We start from the raw sequence: 17,246 nt of genomic DNA, 5'->3' as shown, positions 1-17,246 counted from the left end.
CCAAGAAGTATGCTGAATCAATAGGCTTGACCCATAAAACAGATAAGTCCGATGCCGCCATGCTGTCGTACTATGGCGAGGAGCAACCTCAAGATATCAGGTTGTGGCAACCAGAAGCGCCTGAAGTGCGTGAGCTGAAGTCTTTAATGCGACGATTAAGCGCGTTAGAAAAAGACAAACAGCGCGAACACAACCGCCTTGAGTCTTGTGAAATCAGCGATACATCTGATCGAGTCAGGCAATCATTGCATGAAATGATCACGGTTATCGAAGTCGAGATCGAAAAGCTCAAACAGAATATTGATGAGCATATTAACCGCCATCCACCGCTGAAGAAAAACCGTCAACTACTAGAGAGCATCAAAGGTATAGGCGAAGTAATGTCTCGGGAACTGACCTATCTGTTTGCTGCCAAGCGATTTAAAACGGCAAAACAGGTCGCAGCCTATATGGGGCTCATTCCGAAGCTGAAGGAGTCAGGCAAGATTAAGGGCTATACCGCTTTGAGCAAAACTGGCCCCTCACATCTTAGAGCCAAGCTCTATATGGCGGCGGTAACAGCCAAGCAGCATAATCCAGATATCCGAAGACAATATGAACGCTTGCTTGCGGCGGGTAAAACGAAAATGTCCGCTTTGGGAGCGGCCATGAGAAAGCTTGTTCAGGTATGTTTTGGCGTGGTTAAGAATCAAAGTGAATTCCAGGTTCAAACGGCTTAAAAAACAGTTTGAACCCGGTGGTGAGAGATGGTATCTACGCGCTGAGGTTTATCGCCTCGGGAAGGGGCTCCTACGAAGGGATATTGGTATGGTGTTTATGCAAATCTTTTCTGGCAAGTGGCGTAGCCATGTTTGATAATTAGCGGAAAGCTGCAACACTGTAGTTTTCTATCTGTTTTGATTGTGGGAATTAACCATTCATGTCTGAAACAACGCTTTATATTTTAATTGCGATAAACCTGATTATTGTTGCCGGACTGGCGACTTATATTTTGCGGTTACTAAAGCAACAGAAACAAAAGCGTCTAGACGCCGAGGTTAAGTTGCAAAAGATAGCGGCTGAGGTGAGTAAGCACCGCTTGCATCTGATTGAAAGTTTACAAGTGATTAGTCGAGCGATTCTTAATGAAGATATTCCGCTGACGGAGGCGAGCATTCGCTGTAAAGTGCTATTAGATAATTTAGATCCAGTGCTGGCCCAGTCAGAAACCTATCTGGTGTTTAACGAGGTGTTTGAGCAGACTAAACACATTCCCCGTTTGACCGCTTGGAAGGCTCTTAAAGGCCCGGAGAAGCTTGAGTTTATGGCGCATATGGAAGCCTTGGAGTCTGATTATAATGATCAGTTGGTAACGGCGGCTAGGAGTTTGTTAGCTCAGGATTTCAATCGATATCATTGAGGTTTAGATGGAATTTATCGTTGTTTTTCTCGTTAGTTTACTTGTGCTTTTGTTCTTGGTGGTTGGGCTGCTATTTGGTCGAGCGCCCACGTATCGGCCTGATCGCGCCTATATATTGGCTTTGCTACAAGGCGTCGAAGACCGGTCGACGACAGAGCAAGCATGGAGTCTGTTTATCCATACCCCGATCTCCCATGATATGGATTTAGAGACGTTTCGCCGACGTTGTTATCAGTTTGATCAAGGGGAGGTTATGGGCGTTAAATCAAGAGCAGGCATCAATGGCTATCTCTATGACCCAAAGGGGCGTGATTATATTAAAGCGTTAGCTGAAGAGTTTGATCTGTTTATTCGCAATGAGCCCCTATCGGTCGATTTTTAATATTGTTGATGGGTGATCAGTCGCTCTAAACGCCATAAGACCTGCCATATCTCACGTAGACCTCCCGCTTTGGCTGCTTCATTCAGCTCTATACTACAGTTTTCAAGCTCGGGTAATTCGCAGAGGCCCGCGAGGCCCGTGAGTTGATGACTGTGATCACGTATACCTTTTAAATCAGTGCGGCTAAAGGCTTGGTGTAAGCTGTTAATCTGGGTTGAGAGTTCCTCGTGTAAGTCTTCTTTGCTTAATTTATATTTGATGAGGTTAGTTGTTTCTGCGGGCTCTTCATCAAAGTTATTCATGTCTAGTGGTTTATTTTCGCGACACAAGTTGGCTAACAATTTTAGTAAACGGCTATCATTGATAGGCTTATATTCAATTTGACTAACGCCGGCCTGACGTAATGCTTGTTCTTCACTCGTAATCACATCAGCGGTTAGCGCGACAATTGGAAGTTGTGGGAAGCTTTTCCTCGCTTCTCTAGTGGCTTCTATACCATCCATAACGGGCATGTGGACATCCATGATAACAATGTCTGGTTGCACCTCATGAATACGGCTAAGTGCCTGTTGGCCGTTACTGGCTTCAATGACTGTGGCACCGGCCGACTCAAGGATTTTTCTTAAGAGTAACCGGTTAAAGTCATTATCTTCTGCGATGACAGCGGTTGTTTCAGCTAATAAGGATTGTGTATTACTTGATGGCTGCTGTTGATCGCTGTTGGTTATTGCGCACCCTAGCCATCTTTTTAAGGCGGTGCGGTGCAGTGGTTTACTTTTGATCGTTAGATGCGGAAAGTTGCCTAGTTGTGTGTACTCACTGACATTACCGGTGAGTGCTGGCATTAACAGTAGGATATTGCCTTTGAATGATGAAAAGAGGCCGGCTATTTTAAGTTTCTGTTGGTTCGCGATATCCGGGTTAGCGCTTAGGCCAAAAATCAATGCGGATGATTGTTCCTGTACCTGAGCCAAGGTTTTTTCCAAACTCTGAAGGGTTGCGCAAGCATGTACCTTCGCCGTGAGTGGGCGGGCTATGTCACAAAGCGATGTTAGACTCTCGGGGTGACGGTCAAAGATGATCACTTCGTTCTGTGCGGATTGTATTGTTTGTTCTAGCGACGGTTGTGGATTCACTTTGACCATAAAGTCGCAACAAACCTGGGTTCCTTTGCCCCACTGGCTGTTGAGTTCAACCTGTCCTTGCATCAGTTCAACGAGCTTTTGGACGATCACTAGCCCTAGTCCGCTTCCTCCAAACCGACGGGTGATCGACGAGTCTGCTTGGGCAAAAGCGTTGAATAACAATGTTTGTTGCTCATCTGTGATGCCGATGCCTGTATCTCTGATACAGAGTCTCATTTTTTTATTCTCGGCATCTTCTTCAATCACTTGCAGAAAAACGAGTATCTGGCCTGAATCAGTAAACTTTATCGCATTGCTGATCAGGTTAGTCGCTATCTGACGTAGCCTTGTGGGGTCTCCTAGCACGTCTTCATAGGCGGCTTCATCTATCTGGTAGGCAAGTTCTAGCCCTTTAGCCGCAGCGCTTTGAGACTGCATCTCCAGCGCTTCAAAGATCACCAGTTCGGGGTTAAACGATACCTGCTCTAGTGTGATGGCATCAGACTGGAGTTTGGCAAAATCAAGAATGTCATCAATAATGGACAGCAACATGGTCGAGGTTTGGTTTATGATTCGACAGTGTTCCAGTTGCTCAAAACTGAGATCCGTCTGTCTCAGCATATTGGTGAAGCCCAGAATAGAGGTGAGCGGTGTGCGTAGTTCGTGGCTCATGCGCGCCAGAAAATTATCTTTGGCCCTATTCGCCTGATCTGCATGCTGTCTCGCAAACTCCAATGCTGAGTTTTGCACTTCTAGGTTATGCATGGTTTGTCGTAATTGGGCGGTCGCTTTTTCTACTTGGCTTTCAAGCACGAGTTTGGAGCTTTGAACCTGTTCAGCGAGTAGATTAATGCCGTTTTCCAGTAAACCAAGCTCCGCATATGATTGGGTGTCAACGCGGGCATCCAACTGGCCTTCTTCAAGTTTTTTAACCACTGAGGTGAGATTGATTACTGGTTTTGCTAGTCGTTCGGCAAATCGTGCAGCGATAATAAAGGTGCCGATGAGCCCGCCGAGCAGTATAAGCAGGCTATTGGTGACGATAAAACTTTCCCGTTGGTGCATTGGCTTGGTCGACATCGCAACGGTAACCCACCCCAATAATTCCTGTTCTGCTTGAGTGGATTTTGTTTCTGGCGAATCACCAATAACGATACCTTGGGTGGTTACCGGAGTGGTAAATAACCAGATATCATCGCCTAGGTGATGACTCGGTTGCATTTTAAGATCGAGGTGCAGGGTAAAGGTTTCAGCGCGGTAGAGTATCTCCCCTGTTGTGTCGGAAAAAATAACGTCTGCGACATCGTCTTCCTGTGTTGGGCCTTGGCTAAGGGCTTCGAGTTGATGGGTTAGTCCTGATATAAGGCCGAATTCGGAAGCCTGCGCAAGTAGTCTTGACATGGTTTCGCCCCGCTCAATCAGAGCGGTTTTGTTGTCATCTACGCGGGTTGAAATGAAGTAGCCGGCGAGCACCAATGTCATCAGTACTAAGGGAATCAGAGTAATCAAGAGTACTTGCTGGCGTATTCCATATTTGAAATATTTGTTATCGATCATCGCGCTTCGCTCTCCACAATAGTTTGCTGGAGTTCATCCGCGGTTTTTATTTTTAAGCCGAGTTTTCTGGCGACTCGCGGATTAGTAATGATAGTAAAGTATGGGCTGTAGGATGGCAGCGGAACAGTCCCTTGCATGATGCTGTGTAGCTGTTCTGCCGTGTAGCGCCCGATCTCTTCCGGTGTGGTGATACAGGCGGCCACCGCACCCGCTTTGACATAATTCTGCGAGAAAGCTAATAGGGGTACTCGATTCCTTAATGACATATAGAGCAGCCATTTGGCGGTTGTTCTGTTGAGCGTACTTTGATCTGGGATGACCATAAACAGGTCTGAATTTTCCATTACTGGCTGAATCCGCTGAATGGGATTGCTCTCAAGTGTCAGTGTTTGATAGGTGAGGCTTAAATTCATTTTGGCTGCTGCGCTTTCTATCTGTGGCAGCAGGTATTGTGAGTCAGGCCCGAGGGAGAATCCGAGTCGTTTCAAATCAGGCTTTATCTGTGTGGCTAGCTTTAACTGACGCTCTAATGGTTGGTCCAGGTAAATAGCAGTGGCACTGATGCGGCGCGCATTGAGCTGTGTTGCGTACTCCTCTGATAGCTTGTGATACCCCTGGCTGGGGATGAAAGTACTGAGAATGACGCTATCTTCGGCGGCGAATTGCATGGCAAATTCAGTGGCTTTACTGCCAACCGTGATCAATAGTGAATAACCGGTAAGATGGCTGGTTGTATTATTGCTTAGGTTATCTGGATATGACGTATCGATGGGGATAGTCGGCCCCTGACTGATAATTGAGGTCGCAACCGTTTGGTAGGCCGGGTTATCGGAGCTGAGTAGCAGCAGAGTTTCAGCGGCTTTGACATTACTGCTGACAAGCATGAGTACTATCAGCCAATAGAGGGGCCAATAGTAAGGTTTTGCGCTTGTTTCTACTTCCCGTGTAGTTTTCAACATCGTCCGTTAATGCAGCGAATTAAAAGCTTAACTGGGCTTGTAGGTAGGTACGTTGTTCAAACATATTGTCAGCATAAAACTCTGAGTAGGGTTTATCGAGTAAATTTTGCACAATAACAGCAATCTTTAGATCGCTTTCGGGTGAAAGCTTAAACGCTTTAGATATTTTGAGATCGGTACGGTGATAGTGTGGGTTTGGTGGATTTGAATCACTCACTGCTCCTTGCCAGCGAACTGAGCCTAGATAATAGTGACTTAAGCTAATCTGAAGGCGGCTAGGTAATGTAATACTGACCAGTGCGGAAGCGGTATGCATCGGGTTACGGGTTTCTAGACGGTCGGTAACATCGGTTGCGCTACCATTTTGATTTCCATCGTTGCGATAACCATCGCTGTTTATGTAAGCATAATTTAAAACAGCGAATGGTCTTAGAGGGCTTTCAGACTGATATTTGTATTGCAGTTCTATACCCTGGTTGTTCCACTGCGCGCGATTCATATAAGTGCGATAGACATTGTCATTAGGTGCTGTTGCCAGCATAGTCGCGTCGGGAAGTAGGTAGCTGGAAGTGATACCATCTTCTATTTCTTCATAAAAAATCCGCGTATCGAGTTGTGAGTGGTATTCAGGCCAGCGGATTATGAAACCTAGATCAATGGAGTCGAGTTTTTCTGGTGAAAGATCTTCATTGGCTAGATATTCATAATCAAAAACCTCGCCATAGGTACCTGTGTAAGGTGCAGGAATGTAAATCACCCTCTCAAAATTGGACTCTAGGAGGGAAGGCATTCGGTAAGCCCTACTAATGGAAGTTCTTATCGAACTACGTTCCGATAATTGATAATTAGCGGCTGCACGTGGGGATACCCGGGTAGCGCCGTTGCTACTATGTTCGAGTAATGCGCCTGTATTGACGGTCCAGTCAGTAAATCCTGAGTATTCCCAGTTAGTAAATAAGCGAGTGCTTTCCTCTTTTACCCAGTCGTTGGTATTCAGAAGTTGGCGGTTTTTCGCGCTGCCCGCACTGTAAGCGATACCTGTTATGAGTTGAGAGTTATACGACGGTTGCTGTTTCAGTGTTATTTCTAAGTTATGCTGCTCTATATTACCGGTTTCAGTGGTAATTAATGTTGGATCGTTGGCGTCTATAAATGCCTGAGCAATCCCTGATCCCAATACCTGAGCTGGCGTTACACCTAATGGTTGAGATAGCAGGTGTGCGACCTCTTCAGGCGTTACTGCCCGAGCATCAAAATTATTGACAGAGTGGGCATAGCTCACTTTGAATTCATCTGAACCATTGACGATGTGAGACCAATTAATCTGCTGATAGTTTGTTTCAAACTCCCTACGCTTGTAGTTTTCATTAGGTTTTGGACCGTTGTCACCAACGGAGCTATAACCTTCTGAGTAACCTAGATCAACGGTGATAGTGTCGAGCAATGTGGGTGAGGTGGTGCCTTTAAAATTAATATAACGTTTAAAATATGGGTCTTGTGCACCACTGGCAAAGGTATTGCCATCATTACCTGAGATACCGCTTGAGACTCGGTAATGTCCATTCGTTGTTTTTTGATTATGTTCAGCTTGAATATTACGGGTATTAAATTCGCCATGGGTATAGTGGATAGCGTCTGACTGATAGCTGAGGGGGGTGTGGGTGATAATGTTAATGGCACCCAGAAAAGCATTAGAACCCTGAGTAACCGTATTGGTCCCTCTGACGACCTCAATACGCTCAATATCCGCAATAGTGATGGGTAATGTTTCCCAAATGACCGCTGAAAATAATGGGATATATACCGATCGCCCATCAATCATCACTTCCATGCGGGAGGGGAATTTATCACTCATGCCGTGATAGGCCACCGCTGAGGCGTTGGTAGCGATGTGATAGGACTGCATACCTGGCACGAGTCTTAACAGTTCGGATATGGTGGTCGCACTGGAGGCATCGATCATGCGCCGGTCAATGATGCTGATGGATGCAGGTGCTTCGTTGAGTGTTTGGGGCAGTCGTGTCGCAGAGAAGGTGACCGGCAGATCATTCAGGTAATCAAGCTCGGATAGCTCATTTAATTCGGTGCAGAGTGCCACTGCAGGGCATAGCAAGCTTATGCACAGGCTATTAAGCGCTCTGCGGAAATTTAAAAATGCCATGGTCGTAGCGGTACCCGTTTTTAGGTTTGATTAAATCCGTGTACCAACCCAAATAATAACAACACCCATTAATACAGCTTCGATAATAAAACCGTTATGTTCGACGATCCATTGCATTTTCCGCGCCTGCTTTCTGTTTATCTATTCCTGATAAGTCACTGGCGGGACTGAATTAATAGGTACAAAGCCAGTAAATATACCGGATATCGTCATCTGGGTCGATTCGGATTAAGACGGAATGATTATTTTTTTATCGCTTTGAGGATGACGAATTTTTTATTACTTGCGACAGTGACGCAATGACCAAAGAGTTTTTTCAGTTTAAGGTGATAATTAAGGTGGCGGTTGCCGATGACCCATAATTCGCCCCCTTTTTTTAATGCGGCTTTGGCGTCGTTGAACATCTGCCAAGCGATAAAGTCACCGATCGCATTTTGCTGATGAAAAGGAGGGTTATTAAGAATTAGGTCGTAGCGGTCAGAAGGCATATTGCTTAAGCAATCGGTCACTGAGTACTCAGCTTGACGTTCGGGGAATGCATTCGCGAAATTATGTTCTGCTGACGCGACAGCCATATAAGATTCATCAACAAAGCTAATGGTGGCGATAGGGTTTGCGGCGGCGGCCATCAGCCCGACAATACCATTGCCGCACCCTAGATCGACAATCTGTTGATAGCGTTCATCAGCGGGGAGGTTTTCTATGAAGAAGCGGGTACCGATATCTAATCGCTCGCGAGAGAAAACGTTCGCATGGTTAAGAATCTGATACTGGGTGTTTTCTAGTGTGTATGACTTAGGATAGCTGTTTTCTGGGCGCGAGAGTGTTGGATTTAGGGTGCTGAAAATAAGCCGTGCTTTTTTACGGGCTAATGAGGTCGTGGTGGCGCCGATAAGGGATTCAAACAGTTGCAGCGTAGAGCTGTGAATCGCTTTAACCATGCCGGCGGCAATGAATTTTGTGTTTTCATCGATAAAAGGTCTAACTCGATGGAGTTGGTCTTCCAGTTGAGCGAGGCTTTTGGTGATTTTAAGTACCACCACGTCATAGGGCTGGTCGGGGTTTCCATAGGCCATCAGCGAGTGCCTGAACGGAACGGCATCGGGGTTCTGTTTATTGTGTTTGAGATTATTGCGCATCCCTTGATAGGCAATAAATGAATCACTGATGGATGACGACTGATAGTCCGCGAGGGCACAGGCCAGTGCACCGAAGCTATCGTTTAATATCAGGATGTTACTGGATGACGTGAGCAGCTGTTCATCGTGCAGATAGTTCAACAGGTACTCATCTGCCGCATCCCAGGCTCGTAGGGTTTCCTGTTGGCGAATAGGGTAGCGAGCTAGTGAAAAAGTGCCTTGAGGGACTGCGAGGGTTTCCATCGTGATCCTGTTTGTTGATGATTCTGGGTGTTGACGGCTGATTATAAAGAATTAACTGCGGCTGGCCAGAAAAACACCAGCCCCTATCATAATGCCACCGGCGGATTGGTTCAGTCGCTGCATCGCTTTGGGGGATTGTAACCGTTGGCTGGCCCAGTGAGCGAGGGTGGCAATGAGCATCAAACCCATCATCAGGGCGATCAAGGTTAACCCCGCAGCCAGCACGATATCATTACCATTAAGGCGGCTCAGATCCATAAAGGTGGGTAGGAAAGCGATATAGAACAGGATCACTTTTGGATTAGAAGCTGAAATGAGAAAGCCTTGTATCAATTCCATTGACGAACGCTTGGCGGCAGGCGTGGGTGGCTGAGTATCTGTTTTAGCGGTAAATAGCTTAAAACCCAACCAGATGAGGTAGGCGGCGCCGGCCCAGCGTATCAGGGTAAATAGTTCGCCCCAGTGCTCCGCGATGGTGGCTAAGCCGAGGCATGCAAGGGTGAGATAGAGGATATCACTGAGCACCATGCCAAGCGCCAACATAAAACAGCGGCGGCTACCCTCAACCATTGCCTTTGCAAGAATAGCGAATACGCCGGGACCTGGGGTGATACCAAAGATAAAAATAGCGATAAAAAAGGTGATAGCACTTTCGAAAGACATCGTTATCTCGCCAACAATAGAGTCAAATGATGAAGTGCCGTCGCACTTCTGTTGCGAATTCTAGCGGTTATTTGAGTGGATCACACTAAACACGCTGCTTTTTTAAGGGGTATTGTGCGAAAATGGCGACCCTAATTTTATAGTGTGCTCTGGAGTTAAAATGTTCAGGATCTTAGTGCGTGGATTATTACTGATGTTACTGACGGGTGCTGTTAATGCCGCTCCTGTGTTTGTGTTTACGGCGATTCCTGATCAGGATGAAACCCAGCTTAAATTACGATTTCAGAAGATAGCCGATTACCTGCAAGAAGAGCTGCAAACCGAGGTGCGCTTTGTACCGGTTAAGTCCTATGCCGCAACGATTACTGCGTTTAGGAATAATCAGGTACAGCTGGCTTGGTTTGGTGGTTTGTCAGGTGTGAAGGCACGGGAACTGGTGCCGGGTTCTATCGCCTTGGCGCAGGGCATTGAAGATCCTGAATTTAAATCATTCTTCATCGCCAATAGCAGTACCGGACTCATGCCTGCCGATAGCCTGCCTGAGTCGGTACGGGATCTGACCTTTACATTTGGCTCAAAGGGGTCGACATCCGGCCGACTGATGCCCGAGTATTATCTACGTGAAACGTTTGGTGAAAGCCCCAACGATGTGTTTAGCCGAGTAGGGTTCAGTGGTAACCATTCGCGTACGATCGCCTTGGTTGAATCCGGTGCTTATCAGTTAGGTGCACTGAACTATAAAGTGTGGGAAGCGGCCGTCGCGGACGGTAATGTCGATACATCGAAAGTGCAGGTGATCTGGGAAACACCGACTTATCCTGATTACCAGTGGACATTACGTGGCGATATGGATGCGGTTTACGGTGAGGGTTTCTCTGATCGGGTGCAACAGGCGCTATTAAAAATGACGGATCCCGAGTTGTTACGTAGCTTCCCTCGTTCAGGCTTTATTCCGGCATCCAATGATGATTTTGAGCCGGTACGTAAGGTGGCTAAAGCGGTCGGCTTGCTGGATTAAGACGCATGTCAGCATTGACGATACAGAGTGATGGCCTTGGGTACGGGGGACAAACCGTTCTGGGACCTTTCCGGTTGGATATCCAGCCGGGGGAGCACCTGATTCTGTTAGGTAAGAGTGGCTGCGGTAAATCAACGCTACTCAATCATATCTATACAGAAAACCGAGATGAATGCGCCCTTATCCCTCAGGGGTTAGGGTTGGTGGATCGTTTGAGTGTTTTCCATAACATCTATATGGGCCGTTTATCTCGTCATAGTGTGTTTCATAATCTGCGTAATCTCGTGGTGCCTGCTGAGGCAAGGGTGGCTGAAATACTGCCTCTGCTCGAAAGGCTAGGGTTGAGTGATAAATGTTTCTCGGCGGTAGCGGATCTGTCGGGCGGCCAGCAACAGCGAGTAGCGGTGGCCCGCGCTCTGTATCAGGGGGCTTCGGTGCTATTAGCCGATGAACCTGTGTCTGCCTTAGATGGGCCTGAAGCCGATCGGGTTATGTCATTACTGAGTGAGCACTTTGCGAGCGCGGTGATCACATTGCATGATGTTGAACGGGCCTTGCGATATGGCCAACGGATTATTGCGATCCAGGATGGCGCTTTGGTACTAGATGAACCGGCCGCACGACTCTCTGTTAGTGCACTGAATGCGTTTTACTAAGGCGATGGCAATACCGACCTATCGTTGGCCTCGTGGTGTGCGCACCGGGCTCTGGTTTCTGCTGATCGCTTTATGCTGTGTGCCCTTTGCCGACTTGGAGGTGTCCAGCCTCGATCCTTGGACCGACCTCGGACGCTTACTACAAGGCTTTATCTCTCCTCAGTTGATGGAGCCTACTCTCGTTATTGAAGCCCTATTGGCAACGCTAGCGTTCGCGTTTGCGGGAGTTGCATTGGCCGTGGTTTGTGGCTTTTTGCTGGCGTTGGCGTTTCATCACCCTCTGATGCGGGGGTTCTGTGCCCTGATGCGCTCAGTGCATGAGTTATTCTGGGCACTCATCTTCTTACAGTTTTTTGGTCTTCATCCATTAACCGGACTATTAGCGATAGCGGTGCCTTATTCTGGCATCTTTGCCCGCATGTTTGCGGAAATTCTTGATCAGGTGCCTAAACAGCCTGGCTATGCACTGCCTGCCCGTAGTGGTTATTTGAGTGCTCTGTTTTACACACGCTTACCGTTGGCTTGGCCCCATTTGGTGAGTTATGCCTCCTATCGTCTCGAATGCGGTATTCGCAGCAGTGCGATTTTAGGTTTTGTTGGTTTACCGACGTTGGGCTACTATCTCGAATCATCGTTTTCTCAGGGGTATTACCCCGAGGTGGCGGCGTTATTGATACTGTTTTATCTGTTAGTGGCCACGAAAAAGCTCTGGCTACGACGCTGGACGCTGCCTGTCTTTATTATTGGGTCGCCCTTTTTTATGGGAGAAGGGATGCCGATTATTTGGGGAAATGTTTGGCGCTTTTTCTCGCAGGATATTGTCCCTTCGCCATTGCGCGGGAGTGATCCGACATGGCAGTCATTTGCCGACTGGAGCTCGAATATTCTCTTAGAACAGGCATTGCCGGGTATCTGGAATACACTGATATTGTCACAGATAGCATTGGCTGTGACCGGTATCTTTGCGTTATGTCTGTTTCCGCTCATTAGTCGTCATTGCTTTAGCGCGGCCGGGCGTATGCCTGGGCACATTTTATTGGTCATCGCCCGTTCGACACCGGAATATCTGCTGGCCTATATTTTATTACAACTGCTAGGCCCTTCGATGCTACCGGCGGTGATCGCGCTGGCGATTCATAATGGTGCTTTGATCGGCTATCTGACTGGCCGCAATAGCAATGAGATTCAGCTGAGGCTTTCTGCACCAGAAAGGCGGGTTGACCGTTACTGTTATGAGTTATTGCCGCGTACTTACCCCGCGTTTTTGTCGTTTATGCTGTATCGCTGGGAAGTTATTATGCGAGAAACGGCCATCTTGGGGATTTTAGGTATTCAAACCATCGGCTTTTTTGTCGATAGTGCGATTCAAGAGATCCGCTTCGATGTTGCCCTGCTGCTCATTGTGATCGCCGCGATGATGAATATCATGGTGGATATGATTGCCCGCCGAATTCAACAGAACGTTTCCCGCTAAGCTGTTTGTTCATATAGTTGTTTAACTGGATTAACTACCGTCCTCTTTCGTCCCTTCTTGTTGACTAAAACCTTGTTATTCTAAGCTTCGGTTTACTGTGTCAGATGCCCACTGTGCTTCATTGGTCGAAACGGTAGCCGATATTATGCCGCAAACGCTATTATCTGAGAGCAGAGAGGCGTTGACGATAGCGCAAAAGTCGTTACTGTTAGATAAGGTTGTTTTAAGACAGCTAAATTGAAGCATATTAAAATTCAAACGCTTGTATAAAATAGTGTATTGTTACTGTAGTGAAAGGAGTGAGTGATGGGATTAATTAAGCGCCTGTGTGTGATGTGGATCTGTATGTTGGCTCCACTCGCGTTTGGGGGAGTCCCTGCCGATAAGGGCGTTTTTTCCACGGCTCCAGTGTTAAATGATGGACAGCGCTGGCGTATTGGCTATTTTGAGGGTGGTGAGTATACCGACTATCAGAAAGTACTCATTGAGACTGTTAAGGGCTTGATGAAGCTCGGCTGGATCGAGAAAACAGATATTCCTGAGCAGCAGGGTGAGCAGACGGCTCAATTGTGGCAGTGGCTAGAGCAGGCGCACAGTGAATACATCGAATTTGTACCGGATGCGCACTACTCGGCGCAGTGGAATAAGAACGTTTTAGATTCGGTAACGGACAAGGTGATTAAACGTCTTAATCAGGGTGATTTAGATTTGATGATTGCGATGGGGACATGGGCGGGTAAGGCGTTAGCCAATAATCGACATCATACGCCAACCATGATTCTCTCAACGAGTGATCCCTTAACGTCAGGTATTATCAAAAGTATTTCGGACTCGGGCTATGATCATATACACGCGACCGTTGATCCGAATCGTTACGACCGTCAAGTGAGGGTATTTCACGATATCGTCGACTTTAAAAATCTGGGTGTTGCCTATGAAGATTCAGCCAACGGGCGTAGCTATGCCGCGATGGATGTGATCGAAAGGCTGAGTGTTGAACGAGGATTTAATATTGTTCGTTGTCATACCCTGAGTGACGTGACAGATATAAAACTAGCGGAAGCGAGTGTTGAGAAGTGTTTTCGCCAGTTAGCCCCTAAAGTGGATGCGATATATGTCACGGTTCAGGGCGGCGTTAATGAACAGAGTATTGGCACCTTGGTGAAGATTGCCAATGACCACGGTGTGCCAACTTTCTCTCAATCAGGATCGGAAGAGGTGAAAAAAGGTTTCTTGTTTAGTCTCTCTCAAGCGGGATTCCGCTATGTGGGTGAGTTTCATGCGCAAACCTTTGCTAAGGTTTTTAACGGGGCGTTGCCTAATCAACTAACGCAGTTTTTTGAAGAGCCGCCCCGTATGGCCGTTAACCTTAAAACGGCAGAAATTGTCGGCTTTAATCCGCCGTTACTTTTACTAGGTGCCGCCGATGAGGTGTATCGGGATATCCCTAGCCAATGATAGCGCTTGTGACGTTTTAGTTAACCGCTAGGGCGATGGGCACCTAGATTAGATGAGGGTGGAGTAGAAAAGAGTTAAGAGAATAGGCTTTAAGCTTTTAAATAGCTGCGCAAACAGAGCATTTATCGGGTGCTGGTTTGTCAGCGGCTTTTATCCGTTTTATTGGCAGGTAAAACAACCTTGAGTGCTGAGTATGTTGTCCAGTTTCAAATTTAAAATTATCGCTCTGATTATGGCGATATTGTTGTGTACCGCCGCCGGGGTGATGTATTTCACCCAACGGGGGGTGAGTCACGCTATGCTGGTTGTTGAGCAGAAGTCTGCGCGTAACGTTTTACAACTGGCCGATTTGAATATTCGTGCGGGCTATAATCAGTTGGTCAGTAAGAAAGTGGCGATTCTTAATGAAACCAAAGCGGATATGCAGCAATTGGCGCGCATGGGGCAGTCAACACTAAAGGGTTATGCTGCTGCGGCAGCGCAGGGGTTAATCAGTGAAGCCGAGGCTAAAAATCTTGCTCGGCAGTGGTTACTCGAAGTGTCGGTGCAAAATGCAGACCTTCTTTTACTTAACCCCGATGGGGTGATTGTGGGGGCTACCGATAGAGACCTGTCCAATCTCTCTATTAAAGGGGTGCGCGACCTGAAAGGTCGAGAACTCAGTGGTGCTATGCGATTTGATCGGTTGAGCCCTGAAGGCGATAGCGCTATTTTCTTCTGGCAAAAGCCAGAGAAGTCCGCCGATGACCGTTATATGGGCTATTTTATGCCATTGGAGACTTGGGGCTGGACGGTTGCATTGATTGTTGATTTCGCCGAGGTGGAGCAGGAAGGGCATCAGCATATGAATCTTATTGTTGATGCGTTGCAGCTGACATTCGATAAGCTTCAGGTGGCCGAAAGCGGCTTTGCTATTTTATTTGATGGCGATCAAAACACACTGATTGAGCCCTCTGCCGCATCGCTAGATGCGAGTGTGTTGGGATGGAATAAAACCGGTGTTTGGGCGCAGATTATCGCTGCGTATGAGCGCGGGGAAAGCGCGATTAGTCCATCGCCGGAGTTCACCGGTGGTCGCGAAGTCCAGATCTTTTTTAACTACTTTAAAGCGTTCGATTGGTATTCTGCGGTGGTGCTGCCGGTGTCTGAAATTGCGGCGCCGGGTCGGGCGGTAGTGGCCCAGCAAAGCCTTATTATTGGATTAATCTTTTTAGCCAGTATCGGCGCAGCCTTTATTCTTATCTACCGTATGGCTTCGCCACTCAATACCCTTGCCGCGTACGCGAAATCATTGCCGGATCAAGATTTTATTCGGCCAGCGCAACAGAGCTGTCATGTTAAGCGCTTGGCCGAGAGAAAATCCGATGAGATTGGTCGGCTGGCGGAATCTTTTCTGTTTATGGAAAAGGCAATCCGGAACACAATTCAGCAGGTGCGAAAAGAGAAACAGTCGGCCATTGATGCCAGCCAAGCAAAAAGTGAGTTTCTGGCGACCATGAGTCATGAAATTCGCACACCGATGAACGGTGTCCTCGGCATGGCGGACCTCGTATTGGAAACCGACTTGAGCCCTGAGCAGCGGCGGTTTGTCGAGATGATCCGTTATTCTGGCGAGGGCTTGCTGGATATTATTAATGATATTTTGGATTTTTCTAAAATTGAAGCCGGTAAGTTAGAACTCGACTATCAGCCGCTCAATTTAGCGGCTTTGATTCAGACTCACGCCTCTGTTCTGGGGTTGCAGGCCCAGCAGAAGGGGCTCGCTTTTAGCTGTGACTTACCTTCAGACTTCAACCAAGTGGTGCTTGGGGATAGTCTACGATTAAGGCAGGTATTAACTAACCTTATTGGTAACGCGATTAAGTTTACGTCGCAGGGGGCTGTTCGGGTATCCGCTGAACGGGTGCATGATACAGAGCAGGAGATTGAATTTCAGCTGCAGGTGGTGGATACCGGCGTGGGTATTTTACCGGAGCAGCAGGGCGTTATTTTTGAATCTTTTGCGCAGGCCGATAGCTCCACAACCCGTCATTTTGGTGGTACTGGGCTTGGGTTAGCTATCTGTCGTCAGCTGGTGGAGATGATGGGCGGGACCATTGGTTTCAGCAGCGAGCAGAATAAAGGGTCAACGTTTTGGTTTACGCTGAGGCTCAGGAAAACAGATGCGGCGCCACTCTCAAACCTTCTGGAGATAAAGCCGTTGGCCGAGGGTGAGAGCCTGACTGGGCACATCTTATTAGTGGAAGATCATCCGGTGAACCAAGCATATGCATGTCAGGCGCTCAAAGGCTTAGGGGTGAACGTTGATGTTGCGGCTAACGGTGTTGAGGCTCTGGCGTGCCTTCGTAAGGGGAATTATCAGTTAGTGTTGATGGATTGCCAGATGCCTGAAATGGATGGTTATCAGGCGACCGCAGAGATTCGGGCACGAGAACAGAAAGAAGGGCTTAAACACCTACCAATCATCGCCCTGACCGCCAATGCAGTCGCGGATGATCGGCAGCGTTGTTTGCAAGCCGGTATGGATGACTATTTAGCGAAGCCGTTTAATAAACGACAGATTCTGCAGATGCTTAAACGTTGGTTGCCGCAAAATGACGTAGTCGATAGCGTTGTCAGCGCGACCCCTGACCACCATGAGTCTCGGGTGTCTATTCATAGCACCGCGATTGATAAGAAAATCATCTCCCAATTGATTGAGATGGATACGGACGGTACTTTTCTGCACAAAATTATCGATGCGTATCTCGAAAAATCAATTGATGACCTAAAATGTTTACAGCAGGCCGTCGTAGAACAGGATGCTGATATGCTCAGATTGGCTGCCCATAGTTTTAAATCAAGTAGTTGCAATTTGGGTGCGTTGACCCTAGCGGAACTATGTAAAGAACTTGAGCAGATGGGCAGACGTGGCGAACTTGTACGCGCCGCTGACTTATTGAAAGAGATTAAGGCCGAATACCGACAAGCTAAGCAAGTATTAATATCCATCAGAAAATCAGAAGGGATCTAA

Annotated in this window: 13 protein-coding genes; 8 read left to right on the top strand and 5 right to left on the bottom strand. The window is 47.4% G+C overall.

What is annotated here, in order from left to right; translation table 11 throughout:
- From EH243_RS06595 to EH243_RS06585, 3 genes are all read left to right on the top strand, one after another.
- Positions 1-719 (top strand): transposase (locus EH243_RS06595; RefSeq protein WP_206441540.1); only part of this gene is annotated, 719 nt, incomplete at its 5' end.
- Positions 720-919: 200 nt separating this feature from the next.
- Positions 920-1,399 carry a DUF2489 domain-containing protein gene (locus tag EH243_RS06590; protein ID WP_126157844.1) on the top strand — a complete coding sequence of 160 codons (480 nt, stop codon included), beginning with the start codon at positions 920-922 and terminating at the stop codon, positions 1,397-1,399.
- Positions 1,400-1,406: 7 nt separating this feature from the next.
- On the top strand, positions 1,407-1,781 hold the full coding sequence (locus tag EH243_RS06585) for a hypothetical protein (protein WP_126157843.1): 375 nt from the start codon (positions 1,407-1,409) through the stop codon (positions 1,779-1,781).
- Here the strand turns inward: EH243_RS06585 and EH243_RS06580 are convergent.
- The 5 genes from EH243_RS06580 to EH243_RS06560 all read right to left on the bottom strand — a co-directional run bounded on the left by EH243_RS06580 (position 1,778) and on the right by EH243_RS06560 (position 9,627).
- On the bottom strand, positions 1,778-4,462 hold the full coding sequence (locus EH243_RS06580) for an ATP-binding protein (RefSeq protein ID WP_126157842.1): 2,685 nt from the start codon (positions 4,460-4,462) through the stop codon (positions 1,778-1,780). The two genes, EH243_RS06585 and EH243_RS06580, sit on opposite strands and share 4 nt — an antisense overlap.
- A complete protein-coding gene (locus EH243_RS06575) occupies positions 4,459-5,346 on the bottom strand; it encodes an ABC transporter substrate-binding protein (protein ID WP_164549059.1) in 888 nt (295 codons plus the stop codon). The genes EH243_RS06580 and EH243_RS06575 overlap by 4 nt, the downstream gene beginning before the upstream one ends.
- 94 nt (positions 5,347-5,440) lie before the next feature.
- Positions 5,441-7,582 (bottom strand): TonB-dependent receptor plug domain-containing protein, encoded by a 2,142-nt coding sequence (locus tag EH243_RS06570; RefSeq protein ID WP_126157840.1) that lies wholly within the window; start codon positions 7,580-7,582, stop codon positions 5,441-5,443.
- Between the two features lie 242 nt (positions 7,583-7,824).
- Positions 7,825-8,964 (bottom strand): methyltransferase, encoded by a 1,140-nt coding sequence (locus EH243_RS06565; protein ID WP_126157839.1) that lies wholly within the window; start codon positions 8,962-8,964, stop codon positions 7,825-7,827.
- 51 nt (positions 8,965-9,015) lie between these two features.
- Positions 9,016-9,627, bottom strand: coding sequence for a LysE family translocator (locus tag EH243_RS06560; protein WP_126157838.1), 612 nt, complete (start codon positions 9,625-9,627; stop codon positions 9,016-9,018).
- A 160-nt stretch (positions 9,628-9,787) separates the two neighbouring features.
- On the opposite strand from EH243_RS06560, the gene EH243_RS06555 reads away from it, so the two are divergent.
- From EH243_RS06555 to EH243_RS06535, 5 genes are all read left to right on the top strand, one after another.
- Positions 9,788-10,645 (top strand): putative selenate ABC transporter substrate-binding protein, encoded by an 858-nt coding sequence (locus EH243_RS06555; protein ID WP_126157837.1) that lies wholly within the window; start codon positions 9,788-9,790, stop codon positions 10,643-10,645.
- 5 nt (positions 10,646-10,650) lie between these two features.
- Positions 10,651-11,301 (top strand): ATP-binding cassette domain-containing protein, encoded by a 651-nt coding sequence (locus tag EH243_RS06550; protein WP_126157836.1) that lies wholly within the window; start codon positions 10,651-10,653, stop codon positions 11,299-11,301.
- The gene (locus EH243_RS06545) at positions 11,288-12,775 is read left to right on the top strand and encodes a PhnE/PtxC family ABC transporter permease (RefSeq protein ID WP_241235009.1); all 1,488 of its coding nucleotides are present in this window, start codon (positions 11,288-11,290) and stop codon (positions 12,773-12,775) included. The genes EH243_RS06550 and EH243_RS06545 overlap by 14 nt, the downstream gene beginning before the upstream one ends.
- Positions 12,776-13,081: 306 nt before the next feature.
- Complete coding sequence (locus EH243_RS06540; RefSeq protein ID WP_126157835.1) at positions 13,082-14,233, top strand: ABC transporter substrate-binding protein; 1,152 nt, start codon at positions 13,082-13,084, stop codon at positions 14,231-14,233.
- Positions 14,234-14,465: 232 nt separating this feature from the next.
- A complete protein-coding gene (locus tag EH243_RS06535; RefSeq protein ID WP_241235008.1) occupies positions 14,466-17,246 on the top strand; it encodes a response regulator in 2,781 nt (926 codons plus the stop codon).

Source organism: Amphritea opalescens, from assembly GCF_003957515.1.
GTDB classification, from domain to species: domain Bacteria; phylum Pseudomonadota; class Gammaproteobacteria; order Pseudomonadales; family Balneatricaceae; genus Amphritea; species Amphritea opalescens.
This window is presented reverse-complemented; position numbering and strand designations above follow the sequence as displayed.